Annotated in this window: 11 protein-coding genes and 3 pseudogenes; 6 read left to right on the top strand and 8 right to left on the bottom strand. The window is 63.7% G+C overall.

Features of this window, described 5'->3' with window-relative positions; genetic code table 11:
• Nucleotides 1-87: 87 nt before the first annotated feature.
• The 4 genes from uvrA to ACEUKI_RS04595 all read right to left on the bottom strand — a co-directional run bounded on the left by uvrA (nt 88) and on the right by ACEUKI_RS04595 (nt 9,148).
• Nucleotides 88-3,123, bottom strand: a complete 3,036-nt coding sequence (uvrA, locus tag ACEUKI_RS04610) for an excinuclease ABC subunit UvrA (protein WP_080784768.1) — start codon at nt 3,121-3,123, stop codon at nt 88-90.
• 195 nt (nt 3,124-3,318) lie between these two features.
• Nucleotides 3,319-6,867, bottom strand: a complete 3,549-nt coding sequence (locus ACEUKI_RS04605; protein ID WP_374156559.1) for an ATP-binding protein — start codon at nt 6,865-6,867, stop codon at nt 3,319-3,321.
• Nucleotides 6,864-7,538 carry a DUF4194 domain-containing protein gene (locus tag ACEUKI_RS04600; protein ID WP_251847809.1) on the bottom strand — a complete coding sequence of 225 codons (675 nt, stop codon included), beginning with the start codon at nt 7,536-7,538 and terminating at the stop codon, nt 6,864-6,866. Before ACEUKI_RS04600 ends, ACEUKI_RS04605 begins: the two co-directional genes overlap by 4 nt.
• Nucleotides 7,535-9,148 (bottom strand): DUF3375 domain-containing protein, encoded by a 1,614-nt coding sequence (locus tag ACEUKI_RS04595; protein WP_080784767.1) that lies wholly within the window; start codon nt 9,146-9,148, stop codon nt 7,535-7,537. Before ACEUKI_RS04595 ends, ACEUKI_RS04600 begins: the two co-directional genes overlap by 4 nt.
• Before the next feature lie 202 nt (nt 9,149-9,350).
• On the opposite strand from ACEUKI_RS04595, the gene ACEUKI_RS04590 reads away from it, so the two are divergent.
• The 3 genes and pseudogenes from ACEUKI_RS04590 to ACEUKI_RS04580 all read left to right on the top strand — a co-directional run bounded on the left by ACEUKI_RS04590 (nt 9,351) and on the right by ACEUKI_RS04580 (nt 11,729).
• Nucleotides 9,351-9,998, top strand: coding sequence for an MptD family putative ECF transporter S component (locus ACEUKI_RS04590; protein WP_080784766.1), 648 nt, complete (start codon nt 9,351-9,353; stop codon nt 9,996-9,998).
• A gap of 289 nt (nt 9,999-10,287) precedes the next feature.
• Nucleotides 10,288-11,061 (top strand): annotated as a pseudogene (locus ACEUKI_RS04585) (ATP-binding cassette domain-containing protein); the annotation flags it as partial.
• A complete protein-coding gene (locus ACEUKI_RS04580; RefSeq protein WP_374156558.1) occupies nt 11,058-11,729 on the top strand; it encodes a hypothetical protein in 672 nt (223 codons plus the stop codon). The pseudogene ACEUKI_RS04585 and the gene ACEUKI_RS04580, both read left to right, overlap by 4 nt.
• A gap of 53 nt (nt 11,730-11,782) precedes the next feature.
• Here the strand turns inward: ACEUKI_RS04580 and ACEUKI_RS04575 are convergent.
• From ACEUKI_RS04575 to ACEUKI_RS04565, 3 genes and pseudogenes are all read right to left on the bottom strand, one after another.
• Nucleotides 11,783-12,154, bottom strand: a pseudogene (locus tag ACEUKI_RS04575) (metallopeptidase family protein).
• Nucleotides 12,155-12,224: 70 nt separating this feature from the next.
• The gene (locus tag ACEUKI_RS04570) at nt 12,225-12,932 is read right to left on the bottom strand and encodes an SDR family NAD(P)-dependent oxidoreductase (RefSeq protein WP_007054307.1); all 708 of its coding nucleotides are present in this window, start codon (nt 12,930-12,932) and stop codon (nt 12,225-12,227) included.
• 18 nt (nt 12,933-12,950) lie between these two features.
• Nucleotides 12,951-14,552, bottom strand: a complete 1,602-nt coding sequence (locus ACEUKI_RS04565) for an ABC-F family ATP-binding cassette domain-containing protein (protein ID WP_251847806.1) — start codon at nt 14,550-14,552, stop codon at nt 12,951-12,953.
• Between the two features lie 95 nt (nt 14,553-14,647).
• Between ACEUKI_RS04565 and ACEUKI_RS04560 the strand changes: the two are divergent.
• From ACEUKI_RS04560 to ACEUKI_RS04550, 3 genes and pseudogenes are all read left to right on the top strand, one after another.
• Nucleotides 14,648-14,815: pseudogene (locus tag ACEUKI_RS04560) on the top strand (5-oxoproline transporter, DUF969 family subunit); the annotation flags it as partial.
• 58 nt (nt 14,816-14,873) lie between these two features.
• Nucleotides 14,874-15,185 carry a 5-oxoproline transporter, DUF979 family subunit gene (locus tag ACEUKI_RS04555; protein WP_260847459.1) on the top strand — a complete coding sequence of 104 codons (312 nt, stop codon included), beginning with the start codon at nt 14,874-14,876 and terminating at the stop codon, nt 15,183-15,185.
• Nucleotides 15,173-15,376: a peptidase gene (locus ACEUKI_RS04550; protein WP_251847826.1), complete on the top strand. Its 204-nt coding sequence runs from the start codon at nt 15,173-15,175 to the stop codon at nt 15,374-15,376. Before ACEUKI_RS04555 ends, ACEUKI_RS04550 begins: the two co-directional genes overlap by 13 nt.
• Before the next feature lie 64 nt (nt 15,377-15,440).
• Here ACEUKI_RS04550 and trpE read toward each other — a convergent pair whose 3' ends face one another.
• A complete protein-coding gene (gene trpE / locus ACEUKI_RS04545) occupies nt 15,441-16,997 on the bottom strand; it encodes an anthranilate synthase component I (RefSeq protein ID WP_080784761.1) in 1,557 nt (518 codons plus the stop codon).
• Nucleotides 16,998-17,008 lie beyond the last annotated feature (11 nt).

The raw sequence follows: 17,008 nt of genomic DNA, 5'->3' as shown, positions 1-17,008 counted from the left end.
TGGACCGTAAAGACTTGGCCTGAGCGGCCCGGAGCGTGTCCAGCAACATACCACCCCAACCCACCCGAGGTCAGCTGCAATGGAAGGCTAAAGCATGGGCTTGAGGAACTTGCCGGTCCATGAGGATTCGCATTCGGCAACCTGTTCGGGCGTGCCCTGCGTGACGATGGTGCCGCCTCCGTCGCCGCCCTCCGGACCGAGATCGATCAGCCAGTCGGCCTCCTTGATCACATCCAGATTATGTTCGATGACGATGACCGTATTGCCCTTGTCCACCAGGGACTGCAGCACCTTGAGCAGCTTGTTCACGTCTTCGAAGTGCAGGCCGGTGGTCGGCTCGTCGAGGATGTACACGGTTTTGCCGTCGGATCGGCGCTGCAGCTCGGTGGCAAGCTTGACGCGCTGCGATTCGCCGCCGGACAGGGTGGGTGCGGGCTGGCCGAGTCGGATGTAGCCGAGGCCGACGTCCACGAGGGTCTTCAGGTATCGGGAGATGCCGGTGTACGCCTTGAAGAAGTCGGAGGCCTCCTCGATGGGCATGTTGAGGATGTCGGCCACGGTTTTGCCGTTGTACGTGACTTCAAGGGTCTCGCGGTTGTATCGTTTGCCGTGGCAGACCTCGCAGTCCACGTAGACGTCGGGCAGGAAGTTCATTTCGATCTTCAGCGTGCCGTCGCCGTGGCAGGCCTCGCATCGGCCGCCTTTGACGTTGAAACTGAAGCGGCCGGGGCCGTAGCCGCGCACCTGGGCTTCGGGAGTCTTGGCGAAAAGGGTGCGGATCTTGTCCCACACACCGGTGTAGGTGGCGGGGTTGGATCGCGGCGTGCGGCCGATCGGGTTCTGGTCGACGTGGATCACCTTGCGCACCTGGTCCACGCCTTCCACGCGCCTGTGGCGGCCGGGTACGATGCGTGCACCGTTGAGCTTGTCGGCGAGCACCGGGTAGAGGATCGTGTTGACCAGCGAGGATTTGCCGGAGCCGGAGACGCCGGTGACCACGGTGAGCACGCCGAGCGGGAAGCTCACGTCGATGTTCTTGAGGTTGTTCTCGCGGGCACCCACGACTTTGAGCACCTGGGTCTTGTGGATCTTGCGGCGCTTGGCGGGCACGGCGATCTCTCGCCGGTGGGCGATGTAGTCGCCGGTGATGGAGCGCTTGGCTTCTATGAGGTGCTTGGCGGGGCCGGAGTAGATGACTTCGCCGCCGTGTTCGCCGGCGCCGGGGCCGATGTCGACCACCCAGTCGGCGCGGCGTATCGTGTCCTCGTCGTGTTCGACGACGATCAGTGTGTTGCCGAGATCGCGCAGGTGGTGCAGGGTTTCGATGAGGCGTTCGTTGTCACGCTGGTGCAGGCCGATGGACGGCTCGTCAAGCACGTACATGACGCCGACCAGACCGGAGCCGATCTGCGTGGCGAGTCGGATGCGCTGCGCCTCGCCGCCGGACAGGGTGGCGGCCGCGCGCGAGAGGGTCAGGTAGTCGAGGCCGACGTCGTTCAGGAAGCCGAGTCGGGCCTTGATCTCCTTGAGCACTTCGCCGGCGATCAGCTGCGCCGAGCCTTCGAGTTTCAGGCCGTTGATCCAGGCGAGCTCGCGTACGACGGGCATGTCACATACGTCGAAGATGGATTTGCCGTCCACGGTGACAGAGAGCACCTCGGGCTTCAGACGGCGTCCGTGGCAGACCTGGCAGGGCACTTCGCGCATGTACGACTCGTAGTATTCGCGCATGGACTGCGAATCGGTTTCGTCGTGGCGTCGCATGAGCGTGCGAATCACGCCTTCGAAGCCGGTGGAGTATTCGCGCAGGCGTCCCCAGCGATTGCGGTAGGAGACGTTGACCTTGAAGTCGTGGCCGTAGAGGATGTCGTGCTTGACGTCGTCCGGCAGGTCCTTCCAAGGGGTCTTCATGGAGAAGCCCACTTCCTCGGCCAAGCCTTCGAGGATGTGGCCGTAGTACTGGGAGGTCATCTTGGTGCCGCTCCACGGTTCGATGACGCCGTCGGCCAGTGACTTGTCCGGGTCGGAGATGATGAGGTCCGGGTCGATTTCCAGTTTGAAGCCGAGACCGGTGCAGGCGGGGCAGGCACCGTAGGGGGCGTTGAAGGAGAAGGTGCGCGGCTCGACCTCATCGAGTTCGAGCGTGTGCCCGTTCGGGCAGCTGCGGTGTTCGGAGAACGGCTGGCGGCGGGCCGGGCTGCCTTCCTCTTCGTCCACGAAGTCGATGACGATGCTGCCGTTGGCGAGCTTGAGGGCGGTTTCCACCGAATCAGTCAAACGTTGGCGGATACCGTCCTTGACCACGAGTCGGTCGACCACGACCTCGATGGTGTGCTTCTTCTGCTTGGTGAGTTTGATGTCGTCGGACAGCTGCGTCATCTCGCCGTCGATGAGCGCGCGGGCGTAGCCGTCGGAGCGCAGCAGCTCGATCATGTCCACGAACTCGCCCTTGCGGCCCTTGACCACGGGCGCGAGAATCTGGAATCGCGTGCGTTCCGGGTAGCCGAGCAGCGTGTCGACGATCTGCTGCGGGGTCTGGGAGGCGACGGGCTCGCCGCATTCAGGGCAGTGCGGGATGCCGGTGCGGGCGAAGAGCAGTCGCAGGTAATCGTAGATTTCGGTGATGGTGCCGACGGTCGAACGCGGGTTGCGGTTGGTGGTCTTCTGGTCGATGGAGACGGCCGGGCTCAGGCCCTCGATGAAGTCAACGTCGGGCTTGTCCATCTGACCCAGGAACTGGCGGGCGTAGGCGGATAGGGATTCGACGTAGCGTCGCTGGCCTTCGGCGAACAGGGTGTCAAACGCGAGCGAGGATTTGCCCGAACCGGACAGGCCTGTGAACACGACCATGCGATTGCGCGGAATCGCTAGGTCGACGTTCTTGAGGTTGTGTTCGCGCGCACCCTGAATCGTGATCTTGAGATCGTTCGGGATGTGCGAGATATCAGCTACCAGCGAACCATCGTGTTCGATCAGCGGCGCCTTTTTGATTTCCCGGCTCAGGAAGGAGTCGCTGGTCATCACCTTTTCGACGATGACCTCACCGTTCTTGCCCTTGCTGGTTTTCGCGCCCGTTGCGCTTGTTGCGCGCCTTGCGCCAGTCCGCGTTGCCGCCACAGCCACACCCCACCTTCCATCTCACCGTTCCCGCGCGCACGGTTATGCGCGCGCCAAATCTGTCCCAAGGATACCCGAACACACGACCAAATTCGAACGCTTGTTCGATGGCGTGTCAGGCCGGAAAACCGGACCATAGTATGCAAAATTCCGGACCATCAGTGGACCGAAACGTCTTAATACCGGCGACGCCGGGATTGCTCATTCGGCAACCCCGTCATCCTTCAATATATCCGACGATGATTCATCGCCCATGTCATTCTGATGCAGCACGGCCTCGCGCAGGGAGGTGAGACCGGTGTCGGGGTCCTTGTAGGTCACGAAGGCCTTGGTGGAAACCTCGAGGATCTCGCCGGTCTTGCTTTCCGGGGCGGAGACGATGACCTGGAATCCGAGGCGCGGCAGCACCGTGAGGGCGCGCTGCGTGTAACGGCCGTCGGCCTTGATGAGCGCCTCGTCGAGGAACAGCGTGGTGTACGAGGGCTCGCTGGTCAGGCCGCCGCCAAGCAGGTATATGAGCGCCGCACCGTATACGAACGAGGTGAGCTCCTGCAAGGCGCCGCCCGAACGGCCGCCGGTGGAGGTGATGCGTTCGTCCGGGCCGTCGGCATGATGCACGATGGCGTAGAAGGACGAGCGGCAGCGCGGGTCGAGATTGCGGGCGCCGTAGCTTTTCACGCCGTTCGCGTCCTTGACCTGCGCGAGTTCGGCGCGCAGCAGCCCGACCATCGGCGCGCAGGCCGCGAAAGCCTTGCGCGAGGCGTCGGAATCGTTGACGTCGGCGGATTTCCAATCGTTCAGGGTGCCGATGACGCGGATGAGCTGCGCCCAGAAGGTGCGCTCGGGACGGCGCACGTCCGCATGCAGGGACAGGCTGCCGTGCTTGGGACCGAACTGCTGGCCTTTGAGCATGGCGTTGATGCGGTCAAGCTGGTCGTGGATGTCGCTGGCATCCGTGTCGATGGCGCGTTTGATGGTCAGGAAGCTCCTGAGCAGCTGTTCGAGGCAGCGCCGGTATTCGGCGTCGGTGGCGGCAACCGCGGCCAGCTGGGTGAGGCTGGCGAGTTCGTCGAGATAGTACCGGTAGTCCTCCACGCTGGCGGTCAGCGAATCATCGTCGGCCGCGTAGAGCGCGATGTAGGTGCTCATTTTCGATTCGACGCCGGTGCGTGCGGCATCGGCCTGGCCGTTCAGCAGGTTGATGCGGGAGGCCATGTCCTTGCCGATGCCGGCGATGGTGCGTTCGGGGAAGCTCTCCCCCGGCGCCTGCGTTCCTGCCGCGCCCGCGCCGATGATCATGTGCGCGCGCATGGCGGCGTCCGCCAGTCCGGCGAATCGGTTGTCGTAGGATTCGGCGAGCGCCGCCGTGACTTCGTCCGGCAGCGGGCCGGACGCGGCGTCATCGTCATTGTCGGCGGTGGCACCGGCGACGTCCGTCGCACCGGTGTCGGCATGGTCGTGTAGCCAGATGAGCGCCGCCTCGACGGCGCTGCCGGCGCGGGCCGCGGCCTGGTCGAATTCGACGCGCTGGCGTTCCAAGCGGTCGAGTTCGGCGTTCAGTTCGTCGCGTTGTTTGGCGAGTTCGGCGAGTTTGGGATCGTTTTTGATGGATGCGATGGCGTCCTGCGTGTCCGTGATGGTCCGTTGCGCGCCGGCGATGTCGATGCGCTCCCAGGACGTGTAGGCGAGCTGGTTGGCCAGTTCGAGTTCGCGGTGGAGGTTATCGGACTGTGTTTTGGCGGCCGTGTAGTCGGTGTCGGCTTGGCTGAGCGCGTCGCGGGCGGCGTCGACCTGCGCTGCGAGCGCGTTGAGGTAGGTTTCGTTGACGAATCCGATGACCTGGGCGCGGTCTTTGGTGCCGTGCTGGCCGCGTGCGCCGGATTTGATCTGACCGTCGGCCTGCACCTGACGGTTGGTGCGGTCGGTGTCGTCGATGGCGGTGACGCATAGGGCGTCGAATCGTTCGGCCTGGGTCTGCGAGCGCAGCCAGTCGGCGAAGGGAGAGTCGTCGCGGTAGCGCAGTTTGCCGGACAGCCAGTCGCCGTCCTGTTCTCCGGTGAGTATGTTCGCGTGCGCGCCGGTGTCGTCGTAGTGGCGTGCGGTGTCCACGAACTGCCAGGTGCGTCGGGGCATGGTGCGCGGGTCGATGGTGCTGACTTTGGCGGCGAAGCCCTGTTCGTGGCGCTTGTCGACGAGGATGGTCTGGGCGATGGGCGCGTAGGCGACGTTCATGGCGAGACGCCAGTCTTCCTCGTGTTCGTTCACGTCCATGAGTTCGGCCACGTACGGCAGTTCGGCGGGGGCAAGTCCGGTGGCGCGGCAGAGCATGGCGCGGGTTTCGTCCATCTGCTGGGAGATGCGGGTGCGCTGGGAGCGTTGCCGGTCGAAGTCGCGTTGCAGTCGTTCGAGGTCGCCGCGTGCGCCGGCCCGTGCGTTGATGGCGGCGGTGAGGGCTTCCTCGCATTCGCTGTCTCGTTTGTTGTATTCGCGTTTGAAGTTCACGGCGTTGATGCGGCGTTCGTTCCAGGCCTGTTCGTTGCCGGGCAGCGTCTCGCCGATGGATGCGAACGTTTGTTCGATTCGTGTTCGGTTGGCTTGCACGTCTTCGAGGGTGCGGCGGGCCTGGTCGAGTTCGAGTTCGAGTCGGGTCAGGTTGCCGCCGTCCAGACCCTGCATCTGGCCTCGGATCATGTCGAGGCGGGTGTGCAGGTCTTCGGTTCGGCGGCGCAGCAGCTTGGCTTCCGCTTCGCTGTTCTGTTGTTCGGCGCGGTCGGCGGGCAGTTGGACGGCGACTTCGCCGCGCATGCGGGCCAATGCCCAGTCGCGCAGCACGGCCGGCACCGTGCCGTCGACGGCCGGCTTGACCGGTTCGAAGGCGCGGGCCTTGCCGCGTGCGGCGGCGTATTCGCCGTAGGCCTGTTGGACGCCGCGCAGCGTGTCCATGCGGCGGGTTTTCTCGTCCATGGCGTGGAAGTTCTCATCGTAACGTTCGTAGTCCTCGACCGTGGTGCGGGCCAGGTCCAGGGCTTCGGGCACGCCGAGCACGCCTTGTTTGAAGATGTCGTCGAGCCGGGAGGGCGCGTCGGCGGACTGGATCTTGTGCAGCAGTCGGCAGGCGGCCTCGCTCAGGCCCATTGCGCTCCAGATGTGTGTGTGGAACGCTTCGGCGCTGGGGAATGTGAGGCAGTCGGGGTAGGTGGCTTTGAGCTGGGCCGGCGTGAACGGGGCGTCACGGTATTGGTCCATGCGCCTGGGGTCCACGGGCTTGCCCCAGACCACGTACTGTCGGCGCACGTCGCCGCGGCCGTCGCCGGGCATCAGGTAGAGGAATTTGGCGCAGGAGAGCACCTGGCCGGTGGTCTGGTTGCGATAGGTGTCCACGATGGCGCCCCACACGGGTTGCGGTGCGCCGTTCTCGTCGCGGCCGCGCAGGTAGAGCGGCTCGTCGCCGGTTTCGGTGCTGCCCACGCCGACCATGCCGCGCAGGTAGGTGTAGTCGCTGCGTTCGGAGCGGCCGGAATTCGAGGCCTTGTTGAACGGCGTGCCGGTTGGGTACAGCAGGGAGATCTGCGCGTCGACCAGCGTGGATTTGCCGGATTCGCTGGCGCCGGCGAGCAGGGTCACCGGCAGCTTGTGGTCCGTGGAGGGGCGGAATTCGTGGTAGCCCTCATAGGAGCCCCAGTTGATGAGTCGGCGGGATTCCAGCATCCACCGGTCCGCAATCATCTGCACGTCTGTCGCCTGCATCATTCGGCTCCCCTCTCGTCGTCATCGTCATCTTCCGTGTCGCCGTCGCCGTGTTCCGCGACGTCGAGCCAGGTGTCGGCCAGTTCGCGGTCGAGCACCACGGGCACGAGCGGCGTGATCTGGTACATGGCTTCGTCGTCCAGGCGCACCAAATACCCGTAGGTGATCATCGCGGAGACGATGGCGCCGATCTGCTTTGCCACGCCTTCCTCGTCATTGCGGGCGGCCAGATAGCCGGCGCCGGTGGCGAGCGCGGCGCGGATCTCCTCAAAGCTGACGAGCCAGTCGGCGGGGTCGGCGTGCACGTTCTCGTATTCGAGGACGCGGATGCGCAGGAAGGCGAGCAGCGCGGCCTCCTCGCGTTTGAGGCTGACACGGGTTTTGAGCGAGCGCAGGGTCACGTCGTCGCCGGCCACGGGCGTGGCGTACATGATGCGGTAGCGTTCGTTGATCACCAAGTCGAGCAGGTCGTTGTTCAGGGAACGTACGACGGCATCGCGGTTGTCGAGCACGGTGTCATAGGTGGGCCCGCTGATATAGCGGTCGCGTTTGAGGGCGATGGCGGCCATGCGCGCCTCGGCCGGCATGTCGCCGGTGTCGCCTTCGAACAGGGCGTACGGGTTGGCGTTGTCCATGTGCTCCTCGTGTTCCTCGCGTTCCTCGGCCACGGTCATCCTTCCTCCACAATGATGTTCAGCTCGTCCATGTCGGCCAGCACCGGTCTAGTGATCCAGTGCCGGGGCTCGCCGTCGATCGATACGCAATGCCAGGTCGCGGTATCGCCGCGCTGCGCCGGGGCCGGCTCGGTGGCGATGTCGCTGTCGATGCCGACGCCGTCAGTGGACGGCTCGTCGGCGATGGCGCTGCCGCTTACGGCTCCCAGCCCGCCCAAGAAGCCGACGATCTCGCTTTCGCGGCGTTCGCTTTCGGGCAGCCGGTTGAAGCTGGCGGCGATGTCCACGAGGGTTGCGCCGGACCTGTCAACGGTCACCGGGTTGCGCCGGATGAGGCTGACCATGCGCAGGAGCCGGGGGCCGCCGCTGTTGACCATGTCCCGCAGATCAGCCACCGGAGTCGCCTGCGGGGCTTCGGCGGCGAGGTCGCTCAGGCCGGGTGCGGTGGCGCGGGTCATGGATTTGGCCGGACGCATCGGCAATGGCGCGAACAGCGCGTCCGCGGTGGCCGTGTCGTACGGGCGCGAGACGTCTCCCATATGGGTTTTCGCATCCGCGTTGAGGCGCGCGTACAGTCGGTTCAAGCGGGTGAGCATCGTACGGTAGCGAGTGTCGGTTTGCTGGCGCACGAGCCGGCTGATCGCTTCGTCGGAGACGCGCATCTGGCGGCGCACGGCTTCGATGCCGTCGTAGATGCGGGCCAGTTCGTCGCGGATCTGGCCGAGCAGCACGCCGGATTCGCCGGCCAGATACGGGGTTTTGGCGATGGCGCGCAGGGCTTCGTCGATCTGTTGGCGGCCCTCGTCGGTGATGATCACCTGGAAGGCGTCCTCGAAGCGGCGGCCGCTGTCTGATTCGCTGAACGAGCGGCGGTATTCGTCGTGGTAGCGGGTCAGGTTCTCGTCCACGCTGATGTCGCCGGCCTGCATGCGCCGGCGCAAGGCGTCGCCGTTGTCCCGCTCGTCGAGCACGAGTTCGCGCAGGTCGATGGGCACGCCGCGCAGCGTGTTGTGGATCACGGCGATCACGTCCTCCACCTGGGCTTCGTTCAGCGTGGCGTGCTGCTTGCCCTGTTGGATGCGTTTGATCTCGTGCTTGCGTTCCTTGATTTCACGGTTGAGGAGTTTGATGCGCTCGCCGGGGTCGGCGGTCAGCTGCATGCGCGCGTGCTCGATTTCCATGATGATGCTGTTGGCCTGCGCGCCGGACAGGGCGCGTGATTCGTCTTCGAGCCTGCTCAGCGCCTCGATGGCGCGGTGGGCACGGGCCGTCAAACGGTAGAGGAATCGGTGTGAGGCCGCATCATGCGAGTTGGCGAGCCAGGCGTAGTCGCCTTCGCCTTCACGGGTCAGGTCGGCGAGGATCTGATGGGCGGCCTCGGCGAAGGTCTGGTCCTCGCGCGGCGCATATTCGCCGGCGTCGGCCAGACTGCTCAGACTTTGCGCGAACCGCTCCTCCACGGTCTCGCGCGGCAGCTCGCCGGTGAGCGGGTCGAACGTGGAACGCAGCAGCGACACGTACAGCATCGCGTTCTGGCGCAACAGCAACCGCAGGACGCCCGTCTCATACACCGGTCGCAGCCGTTCCAGCTCCCGCATCACATCGGTCACAGCATGCCTCCCTCTGTCGTGACCGCACCATACTAGCCGATAGCCGCGAACCACACCCCGCCCGCGCCACGCCCTTCGCCCCCCCCCCAGGGAGGGGCGCCAAGCCGTGCTAAAAAATCACAGACAGACTATTGCCTTTGCGGGAAATCATCGTTAGATTGGCGAGAGGAATATTGTCAATGCATACGAAACGGGAAACATCGTGACCGCACCGAACACGCCCGCCGAAACCTCTGACCAGCCCAACAAGCCCGCCAAATCCGGCAAACTGGAGGTCTCCGACCTCATCACCATCGGCGTGTTTGCGGCCCTGTACTTCGTGATGGTGTGCATCGCCACACTGGTGAGCACCCTGTTCACCGGCGGCTTCGGCTCCATCTTCCTGCCCGCCATCGCGGCCCCCATCTCCGGCTGCGTGTACATGCTGCTGGCCGCACGCCTCGGCAAATTCGGCGGCATCACCGTCATGGGCGTGATCATCGGACTGTTCCTGTTCATTTCCGGACATTTCGTGCTTTCGTTCATCGCCAGCATCGTGTTCCCGGTGGCGGCCGACCTCATCGCGCGCGCCGGCAAGTATAAGAGCAAGGCGCTACTGCTCGTCAGCTACGTGGTGTTCTCCTACGGCCTGACCGGCCCGATCCTGCCCCTGTGGTTCATGAAGGACGCCTACGTGGCGAGCCTGCAGGCGCGCGGCAAGGATGCAGCCTACATCGACGGCGTATTCGCCAACATCAACACCGGCACGTTCTTCATCTCGATGATCGCGATTCTGGTGTGCGCGGTTCTCGGCGGCTGGTTCGGCCAGCGCATGATGAAGAAGCACTTCATCAAGGCCGGTATCGCCTGATGAATCCTGCCCGCCGGACGCTCGATCCGCGCGCGAAACTCTACCTTCTGCTGGTGGCGAACCTCATGCTGTTCTTCCATGTAGGGTTCGCCACGCAAATCGTCATGGTCGTGCTGTTCCTGCTGCCCCTGCTGGCGGCCGCCCGATGGCGAACCGCGTTGAACTTCGGCGTAACCTATGCCGTACTCACCGCGCTGAGGATGCTCGACCCCGATGCCCTGGGACTGCCGTGGCTGCATGTGGTCTCCGCGCTGGCCGTGGGGGTCACGATGATGCTGCCCTGTTTCATCACCGACTCGCATGGCTCAACGGCGTGGCCGACCGGTACGTGGTATTCGACGGCGGGCATATCGTGCAGGATTACGGGGCCGATGAATTTCTGTCCCTCTCCCCCGGCTGCGTGGCCGCCATGGGATTGCGGGCGTTGGACTTGGAACCGTATCGGCGCCGGATTGCGGCCCTGGCTTCAAGCCCGGCCGCGGATGATGGCACTTCAGTATTGCTCGGCACCCATAACCTCACCATCGGATACAAAGGCAAGGACGGCTTCACCCGCGCCGGATTCCTGGTCATGCAGGACGTCAACTACCAACTGTTCTCCGACAGCGTGCGCGAGGAACTGCTCATCGGACTCGACGAGACGGATGCCGGCATCACCGCTCAAGCCAATCAGGTCATGGCCGATCTTGACCTTGCAGCGTTCGCCGAACGGCATCCGATGAGCCTGTCCGGCGGGCAGAAGCAGCGGGTTGCCATCGGCTCGGCATTGATGTGCGGCAAGGACCTCATCATCCTTGACGAGCCCACCAGCGGACTCGACCGCTACCACATGGAGCAGGTCGGCGAACTGCTGCGGCAACTGGCGAGCCAAAGCAAGGCGATTCTCGTGGTCACCCACGATGAGGAGCTCGCCGCCGGCTGGTGCGACCGCATTGTCAATCTTGGCGCCGACGATTCCGGGAACAACGGCTCGCATGTCAGTAACCCAGATGCCAGCAGCCCCAGCCCTAATGCCTCTACCAATTTCGCCACCGCATCCACCCATGAAAGGAACGCGCAATGACCGCCAGCAACACCACGGATTCCACGGCCTTCGACATCACCGACTGGCTCGGTGAATGGGAAAGCTTCGAGCATTACATTGATTCGGATGACGCCGCCATCCAGCAGACCTGGGAAGCCGCCGAGCAGGCGGTGCTCGCCAACCCGAAGATGGCCCCGATGACCGCGCGCGGCATCAGGACGTTCTGGTCGATGGCCTGCTCCACCACCAGACCGGAGAACATCATCCATATCGGCTACTGGCGTGTGAACGAGCCGGCCGCCGAATCCGGCTCCACGGACGATGCCGCGCTCGCCATCGAATGGTTCGCCGAGGACGACACCAGCCTCGACACCTACGAATACACCATCGACCATGTCATCGAGCACGGTCTCGAAGGTTCCCCCACCTTCGTGTTCCGCACCACCGATCCGGCCGCCGAAGACAGCCCGTTCCGCTGGCTGCTTGCCATCAATCCGCTGCCTCCGCGCAAGGCGTTCGCCGAGGGCGGGCTGCTCAGCCACCTGCATTTCCAGTACGCCAACGATCTGCACACGCTCGTCGCCACGGATGAGGTCACCGGCGCCGAGACCTTGCGCAATCCGCGTTGGTACGCCACCATGTGCGCCAACGAGGGAACCGTCGAGGACCGTTGCGCCATCATCCGTGCGTTGCACCACTTGCAGTAGACCTGGCAACATACGGCAGTATGACGGCTCCCCGCTAGTGAAACAGCATCGCTTCAGTAGCCGTGCGAGTGCAGATACTCGTCATCGAAGCCGAAATAATGGCCGATCTCGTGCAACACGGTTTTGCGGATCTGTTGGCGCAGCTCGGCCTGTGTTGAGCACATACGCGTTCATGCGGCCCCTTGAAACAGGGTGATGACGTCCGGCATCACGCCGCTGTAGCCCGTAGTTCGCTTCGTGATGGGTATGCCCTCATACAGTCCGAGCAGCTCACCGCACGGATTGCTCATTGTGGCCAGTTCGCGCTCATTGGGTTCGTCCGCAACGACGATGCCGACATTCTCCAGCACCCGCGCAAACCGTTCAGGCAAATCATCCAACACCTGTTCAATGGCCCGTTCAAACTCATCGTCACTGATGTGCATTCGCTCTCCACACGCGAAATGCCTTGGCACCAAGTATGTTCCAAGGCGCTGAAATCTCAGACTAGCAGGCTCAGCTGTTGCGGTTGATCTCGATGTCGGTGACGGTGAGGTTGGCCTCGTTGATCAGGTTGAAGAGGATGACTTCGGCCAGCGGACCGGGCTGCATGAAGGTGTGCTGCTTGGCCTCGGAGACGTAGTCGCGACTGTCACGGTAGAAAGCGGTATCAATGCCGCCCGGATAGACGGCGACCACCTTGACACTGGTGCCCTTGTATGCGGCCTGCAGGCTCTTGGTGTAGCCTTTCTCACCCCACTTGGTGGCGCAGTACACGCTTTCGTTCGCGTTGCCGCGCGTGGCGGCGGTGCTCATAATCTGAGCGATTTTCACATTCTGTTCGCCGCAGGCCTTGAGGGTTTCCACCGTCCATAGAATCATGCCTTTGAGTCCCTTGAGACATTTGTCGACGTCGGCGGCCTCGTAGGCGGTGGGCACCTTGAACGAAGGCTGGCCGGCGTTGTTGATGAGCAAATCGATGTGGCCGAGCGTGGCGATATCCGCCACGGATTCCTTCACGAACGCTTCGTCGGTGATGTCGCCGACGAAGGCGCGGTAGGAGTCATCGGGCCACTGCGCGGTCAGTTCGGCCTGACGTTCGGCATTGAAGTCGACGCCGGCCACCAGCCAGCCGTTGGCGATGAGCTGGCTGGCGAGCTCGTAGCCCAAGCCCAGCGCGCTGCCGGTGACGATGGCGATTTTCTTACCTGTTGTGGTTGGCATGGCAGACCTCTCCTACTACTATTCTTCGGCTACGAGTTCGAGGTACGAATCATTCCAGAGGTCTTCGTCGCCGTCGGGCATGAGGAGCACGCGCTCGGGGTTGAGCGCCTCGACGGCGCCCTCATCGTGGGTGACGAGCACGATGGCGCCCTCATACTTGGCAATGGCCTTCAGAATCTCCTCACGGGAAGCGGGGTCGAGGTTGTTGGTGGGCTCGTCGAGCAGCAGCACGTTGGCTCGCGAGGTGACCAGCGTGGCCAGAGCCAGACGGGTCTTCTCACCGCCGGAAAGCACGTGAGCCGGTTTCATCGCGTCGTCACCGGAGAACAGGAACGAGCCGAGAATCGAACGGGCCTGCGTGTTATCGAGCTCGGGCGCCACATGCTGCAGGTTCTCCAACACGGTGGCGTTCAGATCCAAGGTGTCGTGCTCCTGCGCGAAGTAGCCGATCTTGCAGCCGTGACCGTATTCCACGGAACCGGTGTCCGACTCCTCGATGTGGGCCAGCAGGCGCAGCGTGGTGGTCTTGCCGGCACCGTTGTAGCCGAGGATCACCACACGCGAGCCCTTGTCGATGGCCAGGTTCACGCCGGCGAACACGATGTTGGAACCGTAGGCCTTGGAAATATCCTTGGCCATGATCGGCGTGCGGCCGCAGGGCGCGGGCTCGGGGAAACGGATGTCCGCCACCTTCTCGGCCTTCTGCGCCTCGGAGGTGTTTTCCAGCAGCTTTTCGGCACGGCGCATCATGTTCTGCGCCGCCACGGCCTTGGTGGCCTTGGCGTGCAGTCGAATGCCTTGCTTCATGAGACGGTCGGCCTTCTTCTCGGCCACTTCGCGTTCGCGGCGGCGGCGCTCCTCGTCCACCACGCGCTGGTGCAGGTAGGCCTTCCAGCCAAGCGAATACATGTCGATCTGGCCGAGCTGCGCGTCCAGATGCCAGACCTTGTTCACCACTTCGTCCAGCAGTTCAGTGGAGTGGGAGATGACCAGGAAGCCGCCCTCGTACTTCTTCAAGTAGCCGCGCAGCCATTCGATGGAATCGGCATCCAAGTGGTTGGTCGGCTCGTCGAGGATCAGGATGTCGGCATTGGAGAACAGGATGCGCGCCAGCTCGATGCGGCGGCGCTGGCCACCGGAGAGCGTGCCGAGCTGCTGCTCCATGACCTCCTGCGGCAGGCCGAGCGATGCGGCCATGGAGATCGCCTCGGACTGGGCCGCGTATCCGCCGGCCTTGTCGAAGTCCTGCATGGCCTTGTCGTACCGGGTCATGGCCTTGCTCATCACGTCCGGATCCGGGTCGGTCATATCCTTTTCGGCCTTGCGGATGCGGTTGATGATGGTGGCGATGTCGCGCGCGCTCATCATGCGGTCGAGCGCGGTCTGCGTGGGATCGGAGGCGTGCGTGTCCTGCGGCAGGTAGCCGAGCTTGCCGGAGACGCGCACCTTGCCGGCGGTGGGCAGCATGTCGCCGGTGATCACGCGGGTCAGCGTGGTCTTGCCGGCGCCGTTGCGGCCCACCAGACCGATCTTGTCTCCCTTGGCCACATGGAAGTTGGTGGGGTGAAGCAGCGTGCGCGCGCCGATCTGAATTTCAAGTCCCTGCACCTCAATGGCCATGAATAACCTACTTGCCTGTTACGAATACTGTTTCTTATCAAAGTCCGACTGTCCATCATAGCGAACACCATGCCGACCGGGCTCAGCCGACGCTCATGCGTCCATACGCTTACGCACAGCTGATCGGCAAGATGAAGAATGCGACGCCCGGTATGGTGATCGCCCTGTATGGTGTGATGCGTCTCGTGTTCGCCGCGTTCAACGTGAGTTTTGGTGGCGTGGCCGGGTTCGTGCGTCCGGTCATTATGCCGATGGCGGTGGGTGCGATTGAAGCGTCCGGTCACGAGCCGAACGACGAGTATGTGGAAGAGCTCAAGGGGCATGACTTCCGGCATGGAGAACGTCGCATGGTTCTTTGGCCAGGTGCTGTTCGTAGGTACGGCCGGTGCGCCGCTCGTATTCCTCAACGATTCGGAACGCCTGTTGTCTGCCATGGGTGCGCTCTGCATGCTGCCGATGCTGCTGGCCAGTCTCGGCGCGATTTTCACAGCCGCAGGTGTCGGCGACGTAATCGCCACGCTGGTCGGCGGCATTATTCCGAAGGGCAACGTCACGCTGGGCATCATCGTATTCGGTGTGGGACGGCAGGCACGTATGTGTGCAACAGCATCATGTATAACGTGTTGTATCTGATTGACCACAAATTCCCCGGCGTCAAGGGCGGCTTCATTCATGTGCCGTATGCGACCGCACAGGGCGTGAGCAAACCGAACGGCACGCCGACCATGGAAATCGCGACCATGGCGCGCGGCATCGAAGCCGCCATCGAAGCCGCTGTGAGCACCGAGACCGGCGCCACCGACATCATGGGCGAAACCCACTAACGTACAGACAGCGATGCCCCCGCTGACAACTTCTGTCAGCGGGGGCATCGCTATGCGTTGAACGTTACAGTTCGCGCAACTGGGCGGCGATCTGGATGGATTCGACGCTGGCCTCGGCCTTGTTGCGCGTCTCCTGCCATTCGGTGGCGGGCACGGAGTCGAGCACAATGCCGGCACCGGCCTGCACGCTCGCCTCATGGTCGCGCAGGAACGCGGTGCGGATGGCGATGGCCATGTCCATGTTGCCGGAGAAATCGAAGTAGCCGACGGTGCCGCCGTAGATGCCGCGGTCGGCCGGTTCCAGTTCGTCGATGATTTCGACTGCGCGCGGCTTTGGCGCGCCGGACAGCGTGCCGGCCGGGAACGCGGACTTGAACACATCGAATGCGGTCAGCGAGGGGTCGACCTTGCCGGTGACCGTCGAGCAGATGTGCATGATATGGCTGAAACGCTTGATGTCCATGAGCTGCACGACTTCCACGGACTGCGGCACGCACACCTTACTCAGGTCGTTGCGGGACAGGTCGACGAGCATGATGTGCTCGCTGCGTTCCTTCGGATCGTCAAGCAATTCCTTGGCGAATTTTTCGTCTTCCTCAGGGGTGGCGCCGCGAGGGCGGGATCCGGCAATCGGGAAGGTCATCGCGTGGCCGTTGTCCACCTTGATGAGGGTTTCCGGGCTGGAGCCGATCACGTTGAAGTCGCGGTCCTGAGCGTCGGTCAACGCCATGAAATACATGTACGGGCTCGGGTTCAGCGTGCGCAACACACGGTACACGTCGAACGGGTCGGCAGGCGAATCGATGCCGAGACGCTGGGAGATGACCACCTGGAACACGTCGCCGTCAACGATGTGCTGCTTGGCGCGTTCGACGGCCTGCTCGTAGTGGCTTTTCTCAGTGCGGAAGCGCAGCTCAGGCTGGGCGACCGTTTCGTCCAGGATGTTGACGCGGGACTCGCCCGGAGCCGGGGTGGCGGCATCGCGCTGCATCTGGTCGAGTCGAGCGACGGCCTCGTTGTAGGCGACGTCGGCGCGGGTGGATTTATCATCCACGTTCACCGCGTTGGCGATGAGCCACACCGAACCGGATACGTGGTCGACCACGGCGATATCAGTGGCCAGGGCAAGCACGGTCTCAGGCTGGCCGGTCTCGTCCGGAGCTTCGGCGCGCAGGGTCGGTTCCCAGTGGCGGATAGCATCCCAACCGACTGTGCCGACCAGACCGCTGGTCAGGTTCGGCAGGCCTTCCACATGCGGGGCCTTCAGAGTCTTCAACGTGGCGTGAGCGACTTCGACCACGTCACCGGTGACTGGCACACCAACCGGGATCTTGCCCAGCCAGTCGGCCTGACCGTTGTTGGAGCGCAGCTGGGCCATCGAGTTGACGCCGATGAAGCTGTAACGGCTCCACGTGCCGCCGTATTCCGCCGATTCGAGGATGAAGGTGCCGGATCGGCCGCCGGCGAGACGCTCGTAGAAGCCGACCGGGGTGAGCGAGTCGGCGAGCAGACGGCGCACGATGGGCACCACGCGGTAGCCGGCGTCGGCCAGTTCGTGGAACTGTTCGCGACTGGGCCAGGTGGCGCCCCACTTCAGGTGTTTGACGCTGCATTCGCTCATATTCGCTCCTT

The sequence above is a fragment of the Bifidobacterium sp. 2450 genome (genome assembly GCF_041900695.1).
GTDB classification, from domain to species: domain Bacteria; phylum Actinomycetota; class Actinomycetes; order Actinomycetales; family Bifidobacteriaceae; genus Bifidobacterium; species Bifidobacterium longum.
The sequence above is the reverse complement of the archived record's forward strand: the minus strand, read 5'-3'. Positions and strand labels throughout refer to the sequence as shown.

What these genes read in the sequence shown, in the direction of transcription:
- ACEUKI_RS04605 (WP_374156559.1), bottom strand. Translation starts at nt 6,867, where the DNA reads ATGATGCAGGCGACAGACGTGCAGATGATTGCGGACCGGTGGATGCTG.
- ACEUKI_RS04600 (WP_251847809.1), bottom strand. Translation starts at nt 7,538, where the DNA reads ATGACCGTGGCCGAGGAACGCGAGGAACACGAGGAGCACATGGACAAC.
- ACEUKI_RS04580 (WP_374156558.1), top strand. Translation starts at nt 11,058, where the DNA reads ATGACCGCCAGCAACACCACGGATTCCACGGCCTTCGACATCACCGAC.
- ACEUKI_RS04570 (WP_007054307.1), bottom strand. Translation starts at nt 12,932, where the DNA reads ATGCCAACCACAACAGGTAAGAAAATCGCCATCGTCACCGGCAGCGCG.
- ACEUKI_RS04565 (WP_251847806.1), bottom strand. Translation starts at nt 14,552, where the DNA reads ATGGCCATTGAGGTGCAGGGACTTGAAATTCAGATCGGCGCGCGCACG.
- ACEUKI_RS04555 (WP_260847459.1), top strand. Translation starts at nt 14,874, where the DNA reads ATGACTTCCGGCATGGAGAACGTCGCATGGTTCTTTGGCCAGGTGCTG.
- trpE (WP_080784761.1), bottom strand. Translation starts at nt 16,997, where the DNA reads ATGAGCGAATGCAGCGTCAAACACCTGAAGTGGGGCGCCACCTGGCCC.